24 protein-coding genes are annotated in these 21,825 nt (G+C 59.3%); 9 read left to right on the top strand and 15 right to left on the bottom strand.

Features of this window, described 5'->3' with window-relative positions:
• Window position 1: 1 nt before the first annotated feature.
• The 4 genes from KUV51_RS06855 to KUV51_RS06840 form a co-directional block, all read right to left on the bottom strand.
• Window positions 2-553: a winged helix DNA-binding protein gene (locus KUV51_RS06855; protein ID WP_222520811.1), complete on the bottom strand. Its 552-nt coding sequence runs from the start codon at window positions 551-553 to the stop codon at window positions 2-4.
• 165 nt (window positions 554-718) lie between these two features.
• Window positions 719-1,498: a cyclase family protein gene (locus KUV51_RS06850; RefSeq protein WP_222520810.1), complete on the bottom strand. Its 780-nt coding sequence runs from the start codon at window positions 1,496-1,498 to the stop codon at window positions 719-721.
• On the bottom strand, window positions 1,498-2,733 hold the full coding sequence (locus KUV51_RS06845) for an SDR family NAD(P)-dependent oxidoreductase (protein ID WP_261385673.1): 1,236 nt from the start codon (window positions 2,731-2,733) through the stop codon (window positions 1,498-1,500). Before KUV51_RS06845 ends, KUV51_RS06850 begins: the two co-directional genes overlap by 1 nt.
• 14 nt (window positions 2,734-2,747) lie before the next feature.
• Window positions 2,748-3,920, bottom strand: a complete 1,173-nt coding sequence (locus tag KUV51_RS06840; protein ID WP_222520808.1) for a thiolase family protein — start codon at window positions 3,918-3,920, stop codon at window positions 2,748-2,750.
• A gap of 286 nt (window positions 3,921-4,206) precedes the next feature.
• On the opposite strand from KUV51_RS06840, the gene KUV51_RS06835 reads away from it, so the two are divergent.
• The 3 genes from KUV51_RS06835 to KUV51_RS06825 are packed head-to-tail and all read left to right on the top strand — an operon-like array spanning window position 4,207 to window position 7,064.
• A complete protein-coding gene (locus tag KUV51_RS06835; RefSeq protein ID WP_222520807.1) occupies window positions 4,207-4,812 on the top strand; it encodes a helix-turn-helix domain-containing protein in 606 nt (201 codons plus the stop codon).
• A gap of 9 nt (window positions 4,813-4,821) precedes the next feature.
• Window positions 4,822-5,931 (top strand): cupin domain-containing protein, encoded by a 1,110-nt coding sequence (locus tag KUV51_RS06830; protein WP_222520806.1) that lies wholly within the window; start codon window positions 4,822-4,824, stop codon window positions 5,929-5,931.
• Entirely contained in the window at window positions 5,928-7,064 is a 1,137-nt protein-coding gene (locus tag KUV51_RS06825) for an aminotransferase class V-fold PLP-dependent enzyme (protein WP_222520805.1), read from the top strand. The genes KUV51_RS06830 and KUV51_RS06825 overlap by 4 nt, the downstream gene beginning before the upstream one ends.
• 32 nt (window positions 7,065-7,096) lie before the next feature.
• Here the strand turns inward: KUV51_RS06825 and KUV51_RS06820 are convergent, their stop codons facing one another.
• Genes KUV51_RS06820 through KUV51_RS06800 form a run of 5 tightly spaced genes read right to left on the bottom strand, consistent with a single transcriptional unit; the run spans window position 7,097 to window position 10,888 of the window.
• The gene (locus tag KUV51_RS06820; RefSeq protein ID WP_222520804.1) at window positions 7,097-8,353 is read right to left on the bottom strand and encodes an ABC transporter substrate-binding protein; all 1,257 of its coding nucleotides are present in this window, start codon (window positions 8,351-8,353) and stop codon (window positions 7,097-7,099) included.
• 31 nt (window positions 8,354-8,384) lie between these two features.
• On the bottom strand, window positions 8,385-8,795 hold the full coding sequence (locus KUV51_RS06815; protein WP_222520803.1) for a hypothetical protein: 411 nt from the start codon (window positions 8,793-8,795) through the stop codon (window positions 8,385-8,387).
• Entirely contained in the window at window positions 8,795-9,844 is a 1,050-nt protein-coding gene (locus tag KUV51_RS06810; protein ID WP_222520802.1) for an aldo/keto reductase, read from the bottom strand. The genes KUV51_RS06815 and KUV51_RS06810 overlap by 1 nt, the downstream gene beginning before the upstream one ends.
• Window positions 9,841-10,185, bottom strand: coding sequence for a TIGR04076 family protein (locus KUV51_RS06805; RefSeq protein WP_222520801.1), 345 nt, complete (start codon window positions 10,183-10,185; stop codon window positions 9,841-9,843). The genes KUV51_RS06810 and KUV51_RS06805 overlap by 4 nt, the downstream gene beginning before the upstream one ends.
• Window positions 10,178-10,888 (bottom strand): GntR family transcriptional regulator, encoded by a 711-nt coding sequence (locus KUV51_RS06800; RefSeq protein ID WP_222520800.1) that lies wholly within the window; start codon window positions 10,886-10,888, stop codon window positions 10,178-10,180. The genes KUV51_RS06805 and KUV51_RS06800 overlap by 8 nt, the downstream gene beginning before the upstream one ends.
• Window positions 10,889-11,002: 114 nt before the next feature.
• Between KUV51_RS06800 and KUV51_RS06795 the strand changes: the two genes are divergently transcribed.
• The 6 genes from KUV51_RS06795 to KUV51_RS06770 are packed head-to-tail and all read left to right on the top strand — an operon-like array spanning window position 11,003 to window position 16,242.
• Window positions 11,003-11,773 carry an ABC transporter ATP-binding protein gene (locus KUV51_RS06795; protein WP_222520799.1) on the top strand — a complete coding sequence of 257 codons (771 nt, stop codon included), beginning with the start codon at window positions 11,003-11,005 and terminating at the stop codon, window positions 11,771-11,773.
• On the top strand, window positions 11,770-12,501 hold the full coding sequence (locus tag KUV51_RS06790; protein WP_222520798.1) for an ABC transporter ATP-binding protein: 732 nt from the start codon (window positions 11,770-11,772) through the stop codon (window positions 12,499-12,501). The genes KUV51_RS06795 and KUV51_RS06790 overlap by 4 nt, the downstream gene beginning before the upstream one ends.
• Window positions 12,498-13,415, top strand: coding sequence for a branched-chain amino acid ABC transporter permease (locus KUV51_RS06785; RefSeq protein WP_222520797.1), 918 nt, complete (start codon window positions 12,498-12,500; stop codon window positions 13,413-13,415). Before KUV51_RS06790 ends, KUV51_RS06785 begins: the two co-directional genes overlap by 4 nt.
• Entirely contained in the window at window positions 13,415-14,371 is a 957-nt protein-coding gene (locus KUV51_RS06780) for a branched-chain amino acid ABC transporter permease (protein ID WP_222520796.1), read from the top strand. The genes KUV51_RS06785 and KUV51_RS06780 overlap by 1 nt, the downstream gene beginning before the upstream one ends.
• Window positions 14,361-15,815 carry an aldo/keto reductase gene (locus KUV51_RS06775; RefSeq protein ID WP_222520795.1) on the top strand — a complete coding sequence of 485 codons (1,455 nt, stop codon included), beginning with the start codon at window positions 14,361-14,363 and terminating at the stop codon, window positions 15,813-15,815. The genes KUV51_RS06780 and KUV51_RS06775 overlap by 11 nt, the downstream gene beginning before the upstream one ends.
• Before the next feature lies 1 nt (window position 15,816).
• Window positions 15,817-16,242, top strand: coding sequence for a YybH family protein (locus KUV51_RS06770; protein ID WP_222520794.1), 426 nt, complete (start codon window positions 15,817-15,819; stop codon window positions 16,240-16,242).
• An 11-nt stretch (window positions 16,243-16,253) separates the two neighbouring features.
• Here KUV51_RS06770 and kynU read toward each other — a convergent pair whose 3' ends face one another.
• The 6 genes from kynU to KUV51_RS06740 all read right to left on the bottom strand — a co-directional run bounded on the left by kynU (window position 16,254) and on the right by KUV51_RS06740 (window position 21,809).
• Window positions 16,254-17,456, bottom strand: a complete 1,203-nt coding sequence (gene kynU, locus KUV51_RS06765; protein WP_222520793.1) for a kynureninase — start codon at window positions 17,454-17,456, stop codon at window positions 16,254-16,256.
• Entirely contained in the window at window positions 17,453-18,283 is an 831-nt protein-coding gene (locus KUV51_RS06760) for a tryptophan 2,3-dioxygenase (protein WP_222520792.1), read from the bottom strand. The genes kynU and KUV51_RS06760 overlap by 4 nt, the downstream gene beginning before the upstream one ends.
• Entirely contained in the window at window positions 18,280-19,050 is a 771-nt protein-coding gene (locus tag KUV51_RS06755; protein WP_222520791.1) for a GntR family transcriptional regulator, read from the bottom strand. Before KUV51_RS06755 ends, KUV51_RS06760 begins: the two co-directional genes overlap by 4 nt.
• A 244-nt stretch (window positions 19,051-19,294) precedes the next feature.
• Window positions 19,295-19,744, bottom strand: coding sequence for a cupin domain-containing protein (locus tag KUV51_RS06750; RefSeq protein WP_222520790.1), 450 nt, complete (start codon window positions 19,742-19,744; stop codon window positions 19,295-19,297).
• Window positions 19,745-19,850: 106 nt separating this feature from the next.
• The gene (locus KUV51_RS06745; protein WP_222520789.1) at window positions 19,851-21,338 is read right to left on the bottom strand and encodes a flavin-containing monooxygenase; all 1,488 of its coding nucleotides are present in this window, start codon (window positions 21,336-21,338) and stop codon (window positions 19,851-19,853) included.
• Between the two features lie 12 nt (window positions 21,339-21,350).
• Complete coding sequence (locus tag KUV51_RS06740; RefSeq protein WP_222520788.1) at window positions 21,351-21,809, bottom strand: cupin domain-containing protein; 459 nt, start codon at window positions 21,807-21,809, stop codon at window positions 21,351-21,353.
• Window positions 21,810-21,825 lie beyond the last annotated feature (16 nt).

Below are 21,825 nucleotides of genomic sequence, written 5' to 3'. Positions count from 1 at the left end.
CTCAATCTTCAGATGGGCTCTGAACTGAACGCATCAGTGCGATTTCACTTGCTTGCTCATACAGACCGGCCATCACGTGCAGGACGTTTGTTGTTTTCTCAATCGTGTCGGAAACACCAGGTAGCGCTTGTGTAAGTTCCAGCAGGATTTCCTCACGGCGCTGATGGAACGCCGTTACCAGTGCCTCACCTTCCTCCGTGACCTGATATCGTGTCAGCTTGCGAGAACTGGAACCATCCGCTTTCTCAACGTAGCCTATTGAGAGCAATTTCTTGATCCCATATTGCAGGTTTGCGGTATCGTCGCGATGCAAAAGGCGTGCAATGTCGGAAAGCCCCTTTGGTGTCCCGCTCATGTGTACGATGTGCAGGATCGACGTTTCCGACCCACTGAGGTCGTTGTAGGGAAGTGAGGCGCTGCAATCACGCCGCCACTTGGCAAAAGCCGAAGCGAGATGCCACGCAGCGAATTCGAAGTTCGTCACCGCCAGGTTGTTACGCTCGAGCTCGCTTGTTGATGGGTCGGATGCGAAGGTCGGAATAGTCTGGCTCATGCGAAATGCCTTTCAAACTCTGCTTCCCGGCGACGTTGTGGGTAACCTATACGTGGATTTTAGGTGTAAAACTCCAATAGAAGGCGATTTAGCATGCGCTTTGCAGGTCGTTTTAGGATTGTCTAAGTGCCTTCGGATCGAGCATTGTCCATGACCGGCAAATCCCTATCCCGGCACCAGAGCCATCACTCGCAATGGGCTGCCAGTGCCGCCTTTGATCTTGAGTGGCGCCGCGATCAGAACGGCTCCCGTCGGTGGAAGTTGGTCGAGATTGCACAGACATTGCAGCCCAAATTTCCCTGCTCCGTGCAGAATGAAATGTGCCGGGTAGGGTGGTGTATAGTGGCTGCCTTGGCCTGCATCCGTGCCCACGGTTTCAGTGCCGAAACCACGAATGTTCCGTTCTTCGACCAGTAAGCGAACGGCATCCGGTGTGGGGCCAGGTGAGTGCGGGCCGTCCGCCTGCATGTTCAGATAATCCGCGCCACGTCGTTTCGACCAGTCGGTCCGCATCAGAACCCAACTATCTTCGGGAATGGTACCGTGCGCAGTTTCATGATCGAAAATGATGTCGGGCGTCAGTTCGAAATCATCATTCGTGGCCGCCCCCGCAGAGCAGTTGATGACAACCACAGGCCCGACGAATGCGTCCACCGGGATCGCGTCCACCGTTCCGTTTGGCACGTCACGCCCGGAAATCCAGTGGGCGGGCGCGTCGAAATGCGTGCCGGTATGCTCATTGAGCGTCAGATTGTGCCATTTCCACGCCGGGCCACGATTGTCATAGGCAGAGACCTCTTCCATCCGGAACCTGGCGCACTGACCGAACTCCGGCGGCAGAATAATGACCGGGAAGTCTGGGTCCAGCGTGTGCGTCAGGTCCACAAGTCGCAAAACGCCTGTTGTCAGCGCCTGCGTCACATCTGTCAGAAGGCTGTGGCTCATCAAACGCCCCATTCTCCAAAGGTCACTTCGCGCTCAAACACGCCGGGATGCTCGCGAAACCGTTCCATCAGGTCGCGGGCCGTGTCGCCGCTGACGACGTCTTCGAGCCCATCCTGCAACCCGGCAACAAGGTCGCGCGCCAATGCGCGAGGGGATTGTTTGGGCGGGTGCACCGGTTGATGCCAGACATCCTCGGTTGCACCGACGTAGACGTTCATCACCCGCAACCCGGAAGATTGATAGGTAGCGCGCATCGACAGTGAAAGGGATCGCGCAGCGGCCTGTGAGGCTGCGAACGTGTCAAAGCCAGGCACTGGGTTCAGCGCAAAGATCGACAGGATGTTGACCCACGCAAGCGCCTGGCGTTGCCCATCCGCTGTCCGCGATGCCAGAGCTGGGCCAAAGCCTTGGGCCAGCCGAAGCAAACCCAGATAGTTCACGTCCATCTCCTGCGCCGCAAAGACCGTATCGCCGCCTGAGGGTAGGCGGGCAGGGCGCAAGAAGCGCCCATTATTGATCAAGATTTCAATCTTTCCCCCGATCTCAGCCGCGAGTTGCCTGACAGAATTTGTGTCCGTCACATCAAGTGGCATGATTTCGACACCCGGTATGGCTGCCAGTGCATCGCGTTGCGGGTCCTTGCGCCAAGCCTCGCTTTCCCCAACGAAAACAGTCTCAGCCCCCGCTGCAAGCAAATGCTCGACAAGTGCGGGAGTATTGGCGTTGCGGAGATCTGTCACCAGCACCCGTGCGTGGCGTGGATCGCTTGTCAAAGCCTTCAGTTGGGGGTCATCGGCAAGCCGCGTCTTGCTGTTCTCCGGCTGCGCCACCAACACGCCCTGGCCGGACCGGTCGAGCCGTGCAAGCAATGTGACGCGTTCAGGAGCGCTGCAATCCTGCGCGAGATGGCAGACAATCTTGGGGCCGGCGTCAAGTTCCACGGTCCCGACACGCCAATCTCCTCGTTCACGAAAGTAAAGGTTGGTGGAGGTTCGAACTGTTGTGTCGGCAAGCAGTTGGCCGGTGGGAGTGATGTCTTGCCATTGCAGCGCCGTGTCGAGGCAATCGACACAGGCATCGCGCGGTGGGTATTGCACGGCGCGGCATTCCGGACAGACCTGGAGCATGAAACGACCTTCGGCTGCTGCAGCTGTGAGGCCGAGAGCTGCCCGGCTGCGTTGTGGTGGCGGTTGCGTAGGCGTGTTTGTCCGCTTTTGTGGATCTTTCTTTGGCATGTGTGCGCGGCTGCTCATATGTCGCCTGCCTCCAGTATTGCGGCGCCTGTGCACAAGCCGCGATCATAATTGATCATCCCGAAGCCCGACACCATCGCCCGTTTGGCACCCTTCACCTGCGTTGAACCTGCTGTGTGCGTCACCTGACGAATGGCCTCTACAAGGCCGAGATATCCGCCCGCGGCCCCAGCCTGGCCGCCGGAGATTTGGCCGCCCGATGTATTGTGCGGGAAGGACCCGTCGATGGTCAGATCGTGCCTGCGCACGAATGCGGGGCCTTCGCCCTTTGCGCAAAAGCCCAGATCTTCCATCTGCATCATCGAGATCACCGGATAGTCATCATAGGATTGCAGCAGGTCGATCTGCTCTGGTGTCGCTTCGGCCATTGCGTAAAGCTCATCCACATCCATGGTCCACCCGCCACGGAACTGGATCGGGTCATCAGTATGGGCGTTGTGCCGTTCAATCAGGCCGGAGATCCGGGCGAAGGGCAGGCCCATCTTCACTGCCCGGTCCGTCGTCATGACCAGAAAGGCCTCGGCGCCGGCGCACGGCATGACGCAGTCAAAAAGCGCGATCGGATCAGAGATCATCCGGGCGTTCAGATATTGCTCCAGCGTTAGCGGTTTCGTCATCAACGCGCCGGGTGCGTGCAAGGCGTTGTCCCGTTGCGCCACACAGATCTTGCCAAAATCCGCCCGTGTGGCACCGTAGGTTTTCATGTAGTGATCGGTGAGCAGCGCAAAGCTCATGTTCGGGCCGCCGAAGCCGTAAGGGTATGCAGCATCGGACGCAAATCGTGAGAACCCTGACAGCAGTTTGCGAAAGCTGTCAGTATGGTTGGTGTCGCCGGCCACGCAGGCAATGATTTCCGCATCCCCGGCCTGTACCGCCCGGGCCGCACGTCTGAGCGCGACGATCGCACTGGCGCCGCCCATGGGGATGTGGTCAAGCCAGCGCAAGCACAGCCCCAGATGCTGTGTCAGCCCGACGGCCGTATCAGGTGCAAGAGAAAAGCTGCTGGCACAGAAACCGTCCAGGGCGTTCTTGTTCAGCCCCGCTGTCTGAAGGCAACCGCGCAGAGCGCGCGCAATCCACCAGTGCGCCGTATGTGAGGAGTAGCGCGCGTAGGGTTCCGTGTATGGTGCGACCAGCGCCACGCCATCGTATTTCTGCCTTTGCCGCATTGCCCGGCACGTTTCCATCTCTATCGGCGCGTCGCTTTGCTTGGCACCGTTTAAATGTAAAATCATATATCTTGCTTAAGTTTTTAAGTCAAAAATTTACTTATAAAGCAGCGGCGGATCAGGCTGATCCCGAAAGCATGGCGTTCCCAAAATCATCGGGTCCTATCGCGGCCAAAATCCATCCAGGCAAGGCGTGACATTTATGGGATTTTATCACACATATGAAATATCATTGCTTATTTTGTATTGAGCATGGTATTCAGGATGCGCTTCGAGAGGTCGACACATGAGCAACGTTGTTGAAAAGCCCGGTATTCCCGAACCGCCTGACATCGGTGCGCGTCTCAAGCAGCTTCGCTCGGAGCAGGGCTGGTCTCTGGCCAAGCTGGCTGCTGCGACGGGGATTTCCGACGCGACACTCTCGCGGGTCGAAACGGGCAAGACACTTGTTTCCGCCCATAACCTCTATGTTCTGGCACAGGTGCTGGGTGTCGATATCACGGCGTTCTACTCCCATGCCGCGCATCCCTTGCAATCAGGTATCCGCTCGGTTTCACGCGCGGGGCAGGGGCGCGACCTTCAAACGGACCGCTTTCTGACTACGATCCTTGCAAGTGATCTGTCGAAAAAGCAGATGCATCCAGCCATCAACGTTGTCAGTCGCGATAGGTTCGGCCCGGATGATACCTTGTCCGGCCACCCGGGAGAGGAGTTCCTCTACGTTCTGGAGGGACAGCTCGTTCTGCACTCCGCTCACTACGCTCCGCTGTTATTGGATGCGGGGGATTCCATCTATTTCGATGGGACCATGCCGCACGCCTATCTCGCCGGCGAGGGCGGGATGGCGCGGATCCTGGTGCTGACCACAACCGCTGACGCAGTCTCGCCTTAGGAGCTGACAATGAAAGACATCGCAACCGAAACCAGCAAGATCGAGCACGCAGAGGTCTATCTTCCCGTCGATGACCTGAAGACCGAGATGCCGTTCTTCCTCAAGCAGCTGGGCTTTCGCCTCGAAGAAATATTTCCAGCTGATGATCCGGCCGTTGCATTGGTATCTGGGCATGGGATGCGCATTCGGCTCGACCGTGATGCGGATATGCCGCCGGGTCGACTTCGCTTGCGGTGCCTGGAACCCGACAGCTTTGCGGGCGGTGCTGACACGCTGACCAGTCCCAGCGGCAACGTGATCGAGATTGTGGATGCGAAACCTCCCCTCGATATGCCAGAGACACAGCACTCGTTTATGGTACGTCATTTACGTGACAGCGATGCTTGGGTCATTGGCCGGGCCGGGATGCGCTACCGCGATCTGATCCCGGATCGGCTGGGCGGATCGATCATCGCCAGCCATATTCGCATTCCGGATGGTGGGCCGGTGCCAGATATGGTGCATTACCACACCGTCGGATTTCAGCTGATTTTCTGTTATCGCGGATGGGTCCGGCTGGTTTACGAGGACCAAGGTGCGCCGTTTGTCCTGGAGGAAGGATGCTGCGTCATCCAGCCCCCCCAGATCCGCCACCGTGTTCTCGAGGCATCTGCGAATGTCGAGGTGTTGGAGATCGGTGTGCCCGCTGAACACATCACCACGATCGACCATGAGATGGAGTTGCCCAACGGCACGGTGAACCCGGATCGCGACTGGCAGGGGACAAAGTTCGTCCACCACAAAGTGTCCGAAGCGACTTGGGGGCCGTGGCGCATTCCGGGTTGGGAAAGCCGCGATACGGGAATTGGGGAGGCGACGCAAAACGTTGCGGGCGTCCACGTCGCCCGCCCCGATGGCACGGATACGGTGTGGACCAGCCACGACACCGATATCCTTTTCACATTTGTGAAAGAGGGGACCATGACACTCGAGGTTACAGGCGAAGATCCATATCAGCTTGTGGCGGGCGACGCCTTTGTGTTGCCGCCTTTCCTCAAAAGCCGATACACGAACCCCAGCGCCGATTGTGAAGTGATCGAGGTCAGCCTGCGCGCGGATTTCGTGACCGAAACCACATGAGCACATCGGAACACAGCACAGGGTACTTTCTCTATCACTCCATAGGAACCTATCCAGGGAAGGGCAGTCAAACCGCAGCTATCCTGAGTGAATTTGCAGAAGGCTTTGGCGCGTCGGACACCGGGCATTGGGACCGGATGCTTCCGTTGCGACAGGAGTTCATCGAACTCTGGGCCGGCTTGATCAACGCACCGGCGGGCAGTCTGACGACAACGGAGGGCGTGACATCCGGGTTTGCTTCACTGCTGGGTTCGCTTCCAGAACGGTATCTGCACGGCAAGAAGGTACTGATCGCAGCCGATTGTTTTCCATCGCTGCATTTCCTGTTGCGCGGGTTGGAAGCGAGGCTGGGCTTCACGCTTGAAACTGTTCCCATGCGCCAAGGTGCACATTGGGTCGAAGATGAGGACTTTGTCCGCCATTGGGACGAAACGGTTGGACTGGCCCTGCTGACATGGATCACCTCGACAACATCCCATCGGTCCGACCTCGACACGCTCATCGGGCACGGCCGACAGATGGGCAGCGTGATCGGTGTGGACATCACTCAAGGGGCGGGGTTGCTGACCTTTGATGTGACCAGCCCCGAGGTGGATTTTGTTGTCTCCACCTCTCTCAAATGGCTATGCGGCACGCCCGGAGCTGGAATCCTTTACGTTTCCCCATCCTGTCTGAACAAATGTGAGCCGACCCTTAGGGGGTGGTTCAGTCAGGACAACCCGTTCAGCTGGGATCTTGAGACATTCGCCCTAGCGCCGGACATCCGCCGCTTCGATCACGGCACGCCTGCGATCGTTCCTGCGATTGCGTCTTTACCCGCCCTGCGATGGAATATGGTGCAAGACAGGGAGCAGCTTTGTGAGCATACGTATGCGTTGGGGGAAGGTCTGCGTCGCGGATTTCAGGATATGGGTCTGACATGCGTCAGTCCCGACGATCCAGAGGCGCGCGGCGGAAGTATCATGATTCAGGTCGAGGCTGCGGAAACACTCTTGAACGCGCTTTTGGAGCGGGGGTTCGCGCTTGACCGACGGGATCACATCCTGCGCTTTTCGCCGGGGATCGTGACGTCTGAAAGTGATGTGTCCCGGCTGCTTTCCGAAACACATGCCGCGTTGGGGAAGATGGTCTGAGGCCCGAGAGATACCAGGCCCCAGACGATGCGCTATTGTATTGAAGCAACCGTTTCCGCAACTTCTTCGGTCGTCATTTGCCCTGTTGTCACGGCCTCGCCCTCAACGATCTGCCATAGGCGGAACGGGCCGGAGATGTCGCCGTAGTCATCAAAGGCCACAGGACCAATCACTCCTTCATACTTGATCGCCTTGCCCTCGGCGATCAGGCCAAGCGCCTTCTCGAATTCCTCGGGCCCTGCATAAATCGGCTCACCCGCCGGATCGACAACGTCTCGGATGGCGTCGCGGATGGCGTCGGCTTCGGCAACACCGGCCTTTGCAATCGCCAGACCAACGATTGCACCCGCATCATAGGATCGATCGGCCGCTGGTGCCGAAGGTTCAAAGCCGCCGGAGACGTCTCCGTAGTTGGCATAGAAGTACTCGGTGGATTTCGTCTCGGTCGTACCGGACGACGTGCCAAAGGCACCTTCCAGGAATTTGGGGCCCACCGCCTCGATGAACTCGGCTGCGTTCATGCCGTCGTTGAACAGATACTGCCGCGGCCCGCCCTGAGAGATCCAGGTTCGCGCAATTGTGGCCCCATCTACGGGGTAGGAGATGAGATACAGTGTCTCCGGGTCGCTTGACAGGGCGGCGGTGACTTCGGATGCGTAGTTGGCCTGGTTTTCGTTGTAGGGTGTTGTCGATTTGATGGTCCCGCCGAGCGCTTCGAAGGCAGAGGTGAATTCACGCATCAAGTTGACACCAAAGTCATTGTTAACGTGAATAATCGCCAGATTATCGAGGCCGTTGTCACGGGCATATTTTGCCGCCGCCACGCCCTGTAGCGCGTCGGATGTGATGGTTCGGAAAAAGTATCCGCCGGTTTTTCCTTCACGCCCAAGTTGCGTCAATGTCGGCGACGATGAAGCCGGCGACATCTGCACGATTTTTCCCGGGGCGGTGACAGAGGTCAGAACCGGAACAGACACGGATGAGATGATGCCACCGATCACAACTGGCACCTTCCCGATGCTCACCAATTGTGTCGCCTGATCGACGGCCACGTTGCCCTGGCTTTGGCTGTCCCGGGTGTCCGTGACAAGCGTACAGCCGTCGATGACCCCACCTGCGTCGTTGATGTCGCGGAAAGCCATTTCAATGGATTTCGCGCCCGCCTGACCAAAAGCGCCTGCGGGCCCGGTCAATTCCAGCACAACGCCGACGGTTACTTCACAGGCCATGGCGGTTGATGCCATCAGCGACAAAAACGCCGCCCCGGCTGCATGTTTCATTGAACTCATGTGATCTCTCCTTGTTGGGTTTTGGCGCGCGTCACTCCTGGGTAAGCCATGTCTCCTGCAAGTGCCGCCACACGACGCCGTTCGGCGCCTTGTCGTCGCGACTGAAAACAGCAGTTCCCCGCCGCGCATTGGGACCGTTTGCGGTCTCTTGGTATTCATCGAAGGTCATCAGGCAGAGGTCGTCACTCAGGGCGACAGCGTGATCGATGTCGATCCGAATTTCAAACTCAGGCCCGGTTGAATTGTGCGCCTTGGCCAGCGCTGTCAGCAGCGGTGCGCGCTCCAGATACCCACCCGAGGGCCAGATGATCCGAAAATCCGGTGCAAAACATGCGGCAGTCACGTCCATTTCAGACAGGTCCGCCGTTCCGCGATACCAATCGACAAAAAAGACATGGCGCTTGCGGATTTCGGTCTCGGCGAGTGCAAGGAGATCGGCCACTATGCGGACTCCGTGTTGAGGTTGTATTTCATGATGGATCCATGGCGACCCGACCGATCGCGTTCGAGGTCAAAGACATCACCCGGAATGGGTTGCGCGTGCGCCAGAACGGCCTGAATGTCCTGCCGGTCCTGATCGGTCAGCGTCAGTGTGGTGATTTCGAGATTGCGCGGCAGGTGACTGCGATTGCGCGCGCCGACGATGACCGCGCCCACGCCGGGGCGATCCAGAATGGTTCGGCTTGCCACCGTGGCGATGTCTGTATCATGCCGGTCAGCGACGTCGCGGAGCGCCTGCAAGAGATCCTGAAAGAGGGACCAGCCACCAAACTCGTCAATCATCAGTTTGTACTTGGTCAGAGAGCGGTTTTCGTAGGGTGTGGTCATTTCGGGCTGACCGAGCCAGCGGTCGGACAGCAACCCGCCAGCAACAGAACCGTAGCAGATCAACTGGATGTCGTGCGGGGCAAACGCGTCGACCATATGATGCGTTGGTCTGTTGTCCAACAGCGAGTATTGCACTTGCATGGACACCAGCGGCATACCGGCCTCAACCATTGCGAGGCTGTGCGCGGTGTCAAAGTTGGTTCCCCCGAGGTTGAGGATCTTTCCGGATTTGTGCAGGTCCGTCAGCCAACCCGCGACCTCCAGCAAGTTGCCAAGCTCATAATCCCACCAGTGAAACTGGACGAGGTCCAGCTGATCGGTCCTGAGTCGGGTCAAGGAAGTGTCGATGGCCGCCTCGACATCGGCGCGTGTCACTCGCGTCAGATTTTCGAGATTGGGGACGTACTTGGTGTGGACACGTATGGCGCGCGCTGCTTCCGCGCCGCGAAGATTTTGGTATTCGGTGCGGAATGCGCCAATCAGATCTTCGACCCCGGTGTAAATGTCGGCACAATCGAAGGTGGTGATCCCGGCATCGCAAAATGCGATCATATCCGCGATGGCTTCGGTCCGGTCCACTTGACCATGGCCTCCAGCCAGTTGCCAACCACCCTTGATGACCCGTGACATGGTCGGACCGGCGCCGAGGTGCACATGTGTCATGGAGTGCCTTTCAAGGGGACGGCGGTCGTGTCGCCGTGACGAAATGTGCGCAGCTTTGTCCGGGTGATCTTCAGCCGCGAGGTGCAATTTGGATCAGGGCAGGCGATCTCTGCGTCGGTGGTCATCCAGTCTGCGGGATCGGCCTGGCGCTGTTTGGCTGCCAAGAGTGGCAGGACCGATGCCAGCGAGTAGATTGAAATTCCTTGCCCGTCCGGCAAATGCAGCATCTCGCCCTGCAATTCGAACCAATCACCGACCTTGGCGCCGCACCACAACGTTGCGCCCTTGGGCGCCACGACCTCGACCCGCAGATCCCATAGCTGAAACTGATCGTCAGGCACGGTGCGGTTTTCCCCAAACGGGTTCAGGGGCGTGTTCAAGGATGTCGAATGGCCCCGACAAGTCGTTGTAGAGGGCCGTCAACAGGGCCTCGCCGTCCTTGTTCCGGAGGGCATCTATAATCTCGTGGTGAAACTTCGTGGCAGATGTCGACAGCGGCGTTGATACGAGGCGCGACGCGGCGCGGATGTACGGACCCGCCTGCATCCAGAGGCTTTCGGCAAATGGCAACAGAACCTGGGACTGGGCCTGATCGTAGATGGTGAAATGAAACGCATGGTTCGCCAGTGCCACCTCCGTTTCGTTTGAGGCGGCCTCGTACTCGTCCGTGAGCAGCTCCATCTTGGTGATGTCCCGTGCGGTTATGTTGTTCAGCGCGCTTTTGACCAGATCGCCCTCGATCAATTTGCGGGCATGGAGGATGCGGCGCATCTGATCGCGGTTGAGCAAGGGCACGCGGACCCGACGGTTGGGCATCGCTTCAAGCGCACGTTCAGACACCAGTCGCGCCAATGCCTCGCGTACGGGCATGGAGCTGACGGACATGCGTTTTGCAACGTCCGCGGGCTTGAAAACATCGCCGGCGTCAAACCCGCCGCAGATCAGTGATCTGCGAAGTTGCGAATAAACAAGATCTTGCGCCGTTTCACGCGCGACAGGCGCGAGGCCTGACAGACCGTTCAATGTTACGGGATCCTGGCTCAAGGAAACCTCCGGGTGTTGCGTCGCCCAAACCCAACGGACCTGCCGATAGGGCTTGACATCTTAATAATCGATTATTGATAGTTGATCAACTTTTAAAGACGTTAAGGAAGTCGCGTGTCGAATCCCGCTCTTTCCGCCGATGGGCTCAGCATGAGCTTTGGTGGCCATAACGTTGTCCGTGACATGTCTCTGAATGTCGGGACGGGCGAGCTTGTGGGTTTGATTGGCCCCAATGGTGCCGGAAAGACGACGATGTTCAATCTGTTGGCTGGCACGCTCCGGCCGAAGGCGGGTGTGATCCGTCTTGCAGGTGAGGATGTCACGGATCGGTCGCAACAGGGACGCTGCGGCAGTGGCTTGAGCAGAAGTTTCCAAATTCCCAAACCTTTCGCGCGTATGACGGTCCTCGAGAACGTGATGACCTCGGCGCAGGGGCAGGTGGGTGAAAACGTCTTGTCGGTGTTGATACGTCCCGGGGCTGTTGCCGCGCAGGAGCGCGCGAACGTGGCCCGGGCGCGCGCATTGATCGACTTCGTGTCGCTCAGCCATCTGGAAGACCGACCAGCTTCCGTCCTGTCAGGCGGGCAACGCAAGCTGCTCGAGCTTGCGCGGGTCCTGATGACGGAACCAAAGGTCATTCTCCTGGACGAACCTGCAGCCGGGGTGAACCCGGCGCTCCTTGATCTGATCATTGACCGCATTGCCGATATCAATAGCCGCGGGATCTCTATCCTGCTGATCGAGCACAACATGGACATGATCGCCCGGCTGTGTTCGCGGGTGGTGGTGATGGCGGCTGGACGGCTTCTGGCCGAAGGCGCGCCGCAAGAGGTGACGCGCCGTCCCGAGGTCGTGGACGTCTACCTGGATGGGATGCCGTCATGACCGCTTTGTCCGTTACCGATTTTCAGGCCGGATACGACCCTGATCTACCAATCGTCAAAGGAGTGAGCTTTGATGTTCAGGTGGGTGAGGCGGTCTCCGTGGTGGGGCCGAACGGCGCCGGAAAGTCGACACTCGTAAAGGCGATCGCGGGGCAGGTCATCTGTTTGGGAGGTCGCGTTCAGCTCGGCGATGATGACATTACAGGCGCACCATCTCACGCGCTGGCGCGGCGCGGCCTTGGTTTCGTGCCGCAGACTGAAAACATCTTCACACAGCTGACCATTCGCGAAAACCTGCAGATCGCGGCAGAACTGGTGCCTGCAAGCAAGCGGGCTGATCAGATCGACAAGATGTTCGACATGTTCCCGGACCTGAAAGAGAGACCCAACGCCCTCGCAGGGGCCTTGTCCGGTGGTCAGCGCCAGATGCTTGCGGCAGCGCGGGCCCTTTTGACGGACCCGCCCGTCTTGATGCTCGACGAACCGTCCGCTGGTCTTTCGCCAAAGCTTGTCGGGCAAGTCTTTGACACGTTGCGGCGCATTCACGAGACGGGGGTCACCCTGATTCTGGTGGAACAGAATGTGCGCGCAGCCTTGGAAATAACGACGCGGGCGCTGGTGCTTGTCGATGGCGCATTGGCCCATGATGGACCGACTGAGGCGCTGCGGGATGGCAAGACACTCGGTCAGCTCTTTCTCGGCCAATCACCGGAGCGCGCGCAGGCATGAGCTTTCAGGCGATAATCGACGGACTCATCGCGGGAACAACGATTGGCCTTGGGGCGATTGGCCTGACGCTGACCTACTCAATCCTGCGATTTGCGAATTTCACGCATGGAGACTTCCTCGCCTGGGGGGCTTATCTGACACTTTCGGTGTCCGGCTTTCTCGGTGGGCTGGTGGCGAGTTTGGGGGTTACCACACCGCTAGGTCCGTTCAGCTTCGGTTGGGGACTGCCTGTCTCGCTTATCATTGGGATCACGTTGACCATTCTCCTTACGATGGCGCTCGACAAGCTGCTCTTTGGTCGGCTGCGACGGCGGGGTGCGGACGCGATCATCATCGTGATGGCGAGTTTCGGTGCATCCATGGCGCTGCGCTCGCTTCTGGAGTTCATCTACACAGCGAACCCCCAGTATCTGACCCGGGAATTGCAGATAGCAGAGCCACTTGGCTTGGGTATGCGCGCGACGCCTGATCAGTTGCTGACGATCGGATTGACGGCCGTACTGGTCGTGGCGCTGAACCTGTTTGTCACCCGCACCCCGATGGGGCGGGCGATGCGGGCGGTCTCGGAAAACCCGGCCCTTGCCGGTGTCTACGGGATCGAGGTGCAGCGTGTCATTCGTGTCACCTGGATCATCGGGGCAGGCCTGGCTTGCGTCGCCGGTGTGATGTCAGGCCTTTTGGTCCAGATCAGGCCCTACATGGGCTTTGATTTGCTGCTGCCGCTCTTTGCTGCGGCGATCTTGGGCGGGGTCGGATCCATTCCGGGTGCCGTGATCGGTGGCTTGATCATCGGGCTGGCAGAGGCATTCGCCGTCCAGATCTTTGGGGCAGAATGGCGGGCAGGCGTGGCTTTCATTGTTCTTGTCCTTGTCCTGTTGGTGCGCCCCACAGGCCTGTTCGGGAGGCCTTCCTGATGGAATACCTTGCCTATGCCGCCTTCTTTTTGACACTCGCAATGACCTTTTCGATCATCTGCCTTGGCCTCAATGTGCAGTGGGGGCAGACAGGTCTTTTCAACGTCGGTGTCGCGGCGTTCGTGGGGGTGGGGGCCTATACGTCGGTTCTTCTGACAACACCCGCCACGCCGGACCGTATCGGTGGCTTCGGCTTGCCCATTGCCGTTGGCTGGATCGGTGCGGCGGGTGTGAGCGCGGTCGTCTCCTTTCTGGTGGGCGCGCTGACGCTTCGCCTGCGGTCCGATTATCTCGCGATCACAACCTTCGGGATCGCGATTGCGCTTCAGCTGTGCTTTCAGAATATCGAGGTGTTGACTGGCGGTGTCTTCGGTGTCGGGTTCATCCCCCGTGCCTTTGGCAGTGTTCAGGCGAATGCCCTGCTGTTCAACTATGCCAATCTGGCGCTGGCGGCGGCGCTGGTCGTGGTGCTCTATCTGGTGCTGGAGCATCTGGCCCGCTCTCCCTGGGGCCGCGTCTTGCGCGCGGTCCGGGAGGATGAAGCGGCGGCGCAATCGCTGGGCAAGAACCCTGCGGCCCTGCGGTTACAGGCCTTTGCGCTGGGTGGCGCGATCATGGGGCTCGCAGGTGCAGTGCAGGCGCATTTCGTGGGCTTCATCTCACCCCCGAACTACCTGCCCATGCTGACCTTTCAGGTCTGGGCGATGCTGATCGTGGGCGGGTCGGGCAACAACATGGGCGCCATCCTGGGCGCGGTGCTGGTGTGGGCCATCTGGGCGCTGTCCGGCAGTCTGATTTCCGAAGTCTTTCCGGCGGATCAGCAAGCGCGTGCGGCTTCACTGCAGATCGTCGTGATCGGCGTGATGCTCTGCCTGCTGCTGCTCTGGCGCCCGCAGGGATTGTTGCCGGAGCGCCAGACCATCTCAAAACATCTGGGGACCCGCCATGACACCTGATAGAACGGATCTGACCGAAGGGTTGAACATTTCCCGCATTCTCACCGGTCTCTGGCAGGTTGCAGATCAGGAACGCGACGGCAGGCAAACGGATCTGAGCGCTGCAGCGGACGCATTGCAGAAGTATGCGCAGGCCGGGTTCGATACCTTCGACATGGCCGATCACTATGGCAGCGCCGAGTTGATCGCGGGCAAGATGCTGCGCCGCGAGCCGCAGGCGCATGCCTTCACCAAGTGGTGCCCTGAACCCGGGCCCATGACGCCAGAGATCGTGCGCGCCGGTGTGCAGGAGCGCCTGGATCGCCTTGGCGTCGATACCGTCGATCTTTTGCAATTTCACTGGTGGAGTTTTGAGCACCCGGCTTGGCTGGACGCCTTGAGGGAACTCGCGACCCTGAAGGAGGAAGGGCTGATACGGGCCCTGGGGGTCACCAACTTTGATGCAGCGCATCTCGAACTGGCGCTGGCCGAAGGGATCCCGCTGGTGTCCAACCAGGTGTCCTTCTCTCTGGTGGACAGGCGCGCTGCCGGGCATCTGGCGGATCTGTGCCGAGAGCGGAACGTCCGCCTGCTTGCCTATGGCACCCTCTGCGGTGGCTTTCTGACGGACAAATGGCTGGATCAGCCAAAACCCGAGGACATCCCGGACTGGAGCCGGATGAAATACATGCGCTTTATCGAGACCGCGGGCGGGTGGGACGCCTTTCAGGCTGTGCTGCGGGCTGCCGCGCAGGTGGCGCGGAAACATGGCGTATCGGTATCGAATGTCGCATCCCGCTGGGTGCTGGAACAAGCCCACGTGGCCGGCGTGATCATCGGCGCGCGTTTGGGAGAGGCCGAGCACCGCACAGACAATCTGAAGCTGTTTCAGTTCAGCCTTGATGCCGAGGATCACGCGCTGCTTGATGCCGCATTTGCCCGGACCCAGCCCATCCCCGGGGATTGCGGGGATGAATACCGCCAGCCGCCCTTCCTGACGGCGAGTGGTGACTTGTCACATCATCTGAGCCAGATTCCATCGGTTCTGGAAGTAGAGACGGATGACCGCGGACGCCGCCGCGCCTTCTCGGGATCGAAGTGGGAACCCATTGCGGGCTATTGCCGAGGCCTGCGCGACGGCGCACGCATCGTGGTGTCCGGAACAACCGCAACGCACGGTCATGATCACGATATTGCCCCCGGTGATGCCGGCGCGCAGACCACCTACATTCTGGACAAGATCGCAGCGACGCTGACAGCCCTCGGCGCGGGGCTGGGCGATGTTGTCCGAACGCGAACCTACATTGTGCATGAGGAGGACGTCGAAGCGGTGAGCCGCGCCCATGGCCGTGTGTTCGGGGCGCATCCTCCCACCAACACGACCTTTGTCGTTGGCAAGCTCGTCGGTGATTTCCGCGTTGAGATTGAGGCCGAGGCCCTCGTGGCCGAGACAGGGGAGAGTTGAGGTGATCGAAAATCAGGACGAGATGAACGCCGCTCGGCAAGCCCTCACAGACTGGCTTGCCGCATTCAACGGCAAGGATCTGGACGCGCTTTTTGCTCTTTACACCGATGACAGTGTCTACGCGAATGCCAAGGCCCCGTTGAGGCGCGGGCTTGAGGCGGTGAAGCCTTGGTACGCGGGATCCATCCCGAACCTCAAGGGACGGCTGCTGCACAAGGAGGAAGCGGCCTGGCAGTCCGGCAATCTGGCGGGGATCCTCGGGTCCTACTACTTCCAGCCACCGGCTGAAGAAGCCGCGACGGGCAAGGAGGGGTCAACCGGCCGTGTGTTCCTGCTGTTCCGCAAGGAAAACGGTACCTGGCGGATGGCGTTTGACATGGACAACACGCCGGAAGACGTTTCACCTGAATGGTTCGCAGATGGGTGAGGCTGTCGCCCTCAGGTGACCAGCGCCTTTCGTTGATACACCGCATTGTCCCATAGACGGTTCCGGACAACCTGTTCCAGAACATCCACCGCCTTCAGCACGTCACCCTCATCAATGTAGAGCGGCGTGAAACCGAAGCGCATGATGTTTGGCGCGCGAAAATCTCCGATAACCTTCCGATCAATCAGTGCTTGCATCGCCGCATACCCATGTTCGAAAGCAAAGGAGACCTGACTGCCCCGTTCGGCACCGTCGCGTGGGCTGACCAGGGTCAAGCCGGGGCAGCGCGCCTCGACCTCGCTGATGAAGAGATCGCAGAGCGCGATGGATGCCGCGCGCAGGGCATTCATATCCACCTCGTCCCAGATCGACAGAGCGTGCTCAAGCGCGGTCATCTGCATCACCGGCGGTGTGCCGACGCGCATGCGGGCGATGCCGGGGGCAGGGCGGTAGTCCGGTTCAAAGGCAAACGGGGCGTCATGACCCAGCCACCCCGCCAGAGCCGGTTCCATGATCGGGGCCACGTCGCTGCGCGCGTAGATAAAGGCCGGTGCCCCAGGTCCGCCATTGAGGTATTTGTAGGTGCAGCCCACCGCGAATTCACAGTTGGCGGTGGCCAGATCGACCGGCAGCGCCCCCGCACTGTGGGCAAGGTCCCATAGCATGACGACCCCTGCAGCATGGGCGGCCCTCGTGATCTCCGCCATGTCATGCATCCGTCCGGTCCGGTAATCCACCTGGGTGATCATCGCGACGGCAATGGTGTCGTCCATGGCATCGCCGACCTCTTCAGGTGCCACCACGCGCAACTGATATCCTTGGCCAAGCTGCCGGATCAGGCCCTGCGCCATATAAAGATCCGACGGAAAATTCCCGCTGTCGGACAAGATCACCCGTCGCTCGGGCCGCATCTTGAGCGCTGCCGAAAGCGCCTGATAGACCTTGACCGAAAGCGTGTCGCCCATGGTGACGCTGCCCTCCGGCGCACCGATCAGCCGGGCGATCATGTTTCCCACGCGCGCGGGCTGTTCCATCCATCCGTCCCGGTTCCAGCCCGTTATCAGGTGCTGACCCCATTCCTGGGCCACCATTGTCTGCAGCCTGTCCGATGTGCCTTTGGGCAGCGGACCCAGGGAGTTGCCATCCAGATAGATCATGCCCGGTGGCAGCTCGAAACGATCCTTCATGGGCAGAGTGTAAGCGGCGTCTTTCATAGTTGTCCCCTCAGATGCCAGAGTTCCGGAAAGAGCTCGACCTCGAGCATCTTGCGCAGGTATTTCACGCCCGATGTGCCACCGGTACCGCGCTTGAACCCGATGATGCGCTCAACGGTTGTCACGTGGTTGAAGCGCCATCGACGGAAGTAATCCTCAATGTCGACAAGCTTTTCCGCCAATTCGTAAAGGGGCCAGTGCTTGCCCGGGTCTTCATACACCACGGTCCATGCGTCCATCACGGATTGATGCGCCTCGTGGGGTTGGTCGAGCCTGTACGCTGTCGGTTCGAAGTTCACCCCAAGATGACCCGCCAGTTGATCCAGGGCCACATGATACATCGATTTGCGACCTATTTCCTGCGTCAGCATATGGTGCAGTTCGGGCCGGTGCGCGTGCATTTTCATCATCGAGGTATTGCGGTTGCCGAAGATGAACTCGATAAGCCGGTACTGGTGCGACTGAAAGCCCGACGACTTGCCCAGATCGTCCCGGAACGCCGTGTATTCGCTCGGCGTCATCGTGCGCAGCACGTCCCAGGCGCTGTTGAGTTGTTCAAAGATCCGCGCCACCCGTGCCAACATCTTGAACACGGCCGGAAAGTTGCCATCAGCCAATTCTTCGCGCGCGATGGCAAGCTCGTGGAGCGCCAGGCGCATCCAGAGCTCGGAAGTCTGATGCTGGATGATGAACAGCATTTCATCATGCGCGTCAGACTTGCGATGCTGGGCACCAAGGATGGGATCAAGCGCGAGGTAGTCGATGTAGGACATGTCCTTGGCAAAGGACATCTGTGCACCGTCCGCAGATGGGTCATAGGCTGTCATATCTGGATCTCCACCATCGGTATGCGCAATGTCCGGGCCATCGCCGTGTTGGCCGGGATCAGCGCCATGAGGTTCTCAAAGGCATGAAGCGACAAGTTGACATGGCTTTGAAAGACGGCCTCCGCGGCGGTTTCGTCGCGTAATAGGGCCACCTGATAAAGTTCATCATGCGGTTTCATCGCCAATGCGGTCGCATATGTTTCGGCCGCTTTGGGAGCGGCGTCCGGGTGGCTTTCGTATAGGTCCCGCAAGCCGGTCTGAATATACTTCTGATAGCGTCCAAGCTGGTCGGTCAGTTGCTGGCGGAAGTGCTGCATCCACGGCGCATCGGCGCCCGCGATCAAGGCGTCATGGAACGCAGCATGCCGCCTGTTCCAGCGGTCCAGCTCGTCTTGCGTGCCCAGAACCGATACCGGTGATGTCGCGGCCAGATGGTGGTGGGCGCCTATGATCGCAGCCTCCCAAGCGTCACCTCCGTTCCGGATCGCGCGCAAGAACAAGGCACCTTCGATCGTGCTGCGACCGCGTTCGATATCCAGCAGATCCCCCAGCGCCAGGTCCGCCACGCGAAAGCCCTTGTTGTGCTCGATAACAACCAGTTTGTCAGTGCTCAGCCGGTTCAGGCACTCCCGGATCGGGGTCACACCGACGTCATATCGCTCGGACAGGGCCGGGAGGCGCAGGGCGCTTCCCGGTGTCAGATCGAGTGACAGGATATCTGCTCTCATCTGGGCATAAAGAGCATCCGACTTTGATGAGGTTTGCATCAATGCACCGCCTTTCACCGGCACAGTAGCGTTCATGCTCTATTTTGTAAATCGTATATGATTTATGTTTTCAACCGTGATTTTTACAGGCCGCTCGCCATTACGGATTCTGGCCCGAAGCGAAGTACCCGACGCCGAACGACACAGAACCGCGCTTTCTCTTGCAGTCTCTGCCCCATCGGGATGCAGGGTGTCGTTCACTTGCTTGCGCAGGAGCGGCCGGAGATCATGAAGCTGGTGCCTTCTACTCATTTGCCTCCGGCGGCAGGAAATCAACGTCATGGGCGGCAGAGATTTTGACGATTTGTTCGACATCCGTCATCTCATCCAGTTCTTCGAAAAGGTCTTTGAGCTTGCCCGTCGGAGACACCCAAAACAGCGCGCGGCAGGGTTTGTCTGACTTGTTGAAGTAGCCATGAGGAATGCCCATCGGCATTCGAACGATGTCTCCAGCTCTCGCCTTGGTCCAGACACCGTCGAGTTTCAGGTCGAGCTCACCTTCCTGAACGAGAATGAACTCGTCCTGGGTTGGATGGACGTGCACCGGCACGTGATCGCCCGGGTTCGAGTTCGTCTCGAACGCGAAGGTCGTCTCGCAAACGGCCTTGGGATAGTAGGCCTGACCCAGAATGTTCCAGGTCGTCTCCTTGTAGCCGATGCCGTTCCGGGTGATGCCTTTTTCAAGATCTTTCATGTGACGTTCTCCGTTTTGCGAGTGTGTGACACGGGCGCTCTCGCCCGACGTCGGGGTCTTTCCCGGTGCCAACGCGTCCTTTAGCCCAAGCGCCGGCCCCTTGCCGCTATCCGGCCTGGTATTGCGGGCAAGACGCCAAAAATTCACCATAGGCCGTGTGGCTTGGATATCCGAACTGTTCGGCCAGGGGGTTGCTGCGCTTGGTCTTGCGCGCTCCCATATCTGCCAGCAGTTCATCAAAATGCTTGAAATGGAAGGGTGCGGAACACAGACCGCCATAGATCTGGGCGGCGGGGCGTTCGGCGCGCTTCCAGTTCAGCATCAGGTCGATGTTGCTATTCATCTGGGACGTCGTGGGCTGGTTGGACAGCTGACCGTCTGCATAGCGCACCAGCCAGTTTGCAATCATTTCGGCGGACAGAACCGTACAGAAGCTCGAATTGAATCCGACAAATCCCATGTCGGGCAAATCCGGGTTCACTGCCAGCCGGTAGACCCGGTATTGGCCGTCCGGTTCAATCAGCTTGTCCTGAAACTCCTGCGGCAGATAGGGCACGCCCAGCTTCCACCCCACGGCGAGGATGGTGGTGTCGGCCTCTATCTTCTCCCCACCGGTAAGATGGATGGTTTTCCCGTCGTAGCGGTCAAAGGTGCCCTCGATGTTCTTGATCTTCCCGGCTTTCAAAGCCTCGAACAGACCTGGGGTCACGATCGGGACCGAGCAAGACACTTCGCGCTCGATGGGAGCTTTCGGAACGAGCCCGTATTTCCTCAGGCCAAGCTGGGTCTTCAACAGTGTTTCCAGGCCCCGGAAGTTTGCCCACACCAGCGGTTTCAACACCGCCGCCACGACACGTTGAAGCGCGCTTTTGCCCCAGGCGTTGAACTGCTGCTCTTGCGCGCGCATGTAGAGCAGGCGCTTGAAATTGATGCCGCCCACGAAATAGGGCACCCGCCAAACCGGTTCGAGATAAACCCAATGTACTGACCGTGCGCCGCTGTTGGCGGCGTTGACTGCAATATCTGTCGCTGACTTTGACCCGCCCAGCACGACCACCCGCTTGCCCTTGATCATCTCCGGGTCTGTGTATTCCGACGAGTGCATGACCGCCCCGCCGGCGGCGACAAAGCCATCCTGACCGGGATGGCGGATGATGTTCTTGTCCGAGAATTGGCCCGTGGCCACCGCAACAAAGTCGAAATCCTCGTGCCACCTATGGCTGCCAGCCTCCAGGGTCAGCGTCCAGCCTGGCTGTCCATCGGAGCGTTGGTTCATCGCCTTGACGTTGGTATTCAGTTTGAACAGCCGTGCCGTGTTGTGCTTCTCGGCATAGGAGTGCAGGTATGCGTGCACCTGAGGGCCTTTGGGCCATTCCGGATAGCTGTCCGGCATCGGATGGTCGGTGTAGCAATACAGATCCTTGGGCGATTGGGTCTGTACATCCGGATAGGACCGGCTGGGCTCCCATACGCCGCCAAAGTCATGGCTGCGCTCAAAGCCCACGACCCGGTGACCACGTTCATCAAAGGCCTTGGCTGCAGCCAATCCGGACACACCACCGCCGATCACGGCGACCTTCTTGCGCTCTATCATGCTGCCGTCTCCTTATTGTGCGTCGGGCGGGGGCGGGAGGAAATCGACCTCGTGCAGCGCGGACAGGCGGGTCAGTTCGGCCGGATCGGTGACACCGTCGAGCGCCTGAAACAGGTCAAACAGCTTACGCGATGGCGCCACACCGAAGATACAGCGCGCCTCGGCACCAGAGCGGTTGAAGATGCCGTGCGATCTACCCATTGGCATGCGCACGATGTCTCCAGCGGTCGCATTGTGGGTGGTGACATTGCCTTCGTCATGCCCGAATTCGACTTCGAGGTCGCCGGACAGCACCGTGATCCATTCGTCCTGTGTCGGATGAATATGCGGCGGAACGAACGTCTCTGCCGGAATGATTGCGTGCCAGACAAAGGCGTTGGGACTGATGAGTTTGGGCACATAGGTCTGGCCCACGACATTCCACGTGATGTTTTCGATGCCGCTTGATGCGGTGACTACTCCGCTGTCCATGATCGCTCCCCTTTTG

Source organism: Tateyamaria omphalii, from assembly GCF_019802125.1.
Classification (GTDB): Bacteria; Pseudomonadota; Alphaproteobacteria; order Rhodobacterales; family Rhodobacteraceae; genus Tateyamaria; species Tateyamaria omphalii_B.
This window is presented reverse-complemented; position numbering and strand designations above follow the sequence as displayed.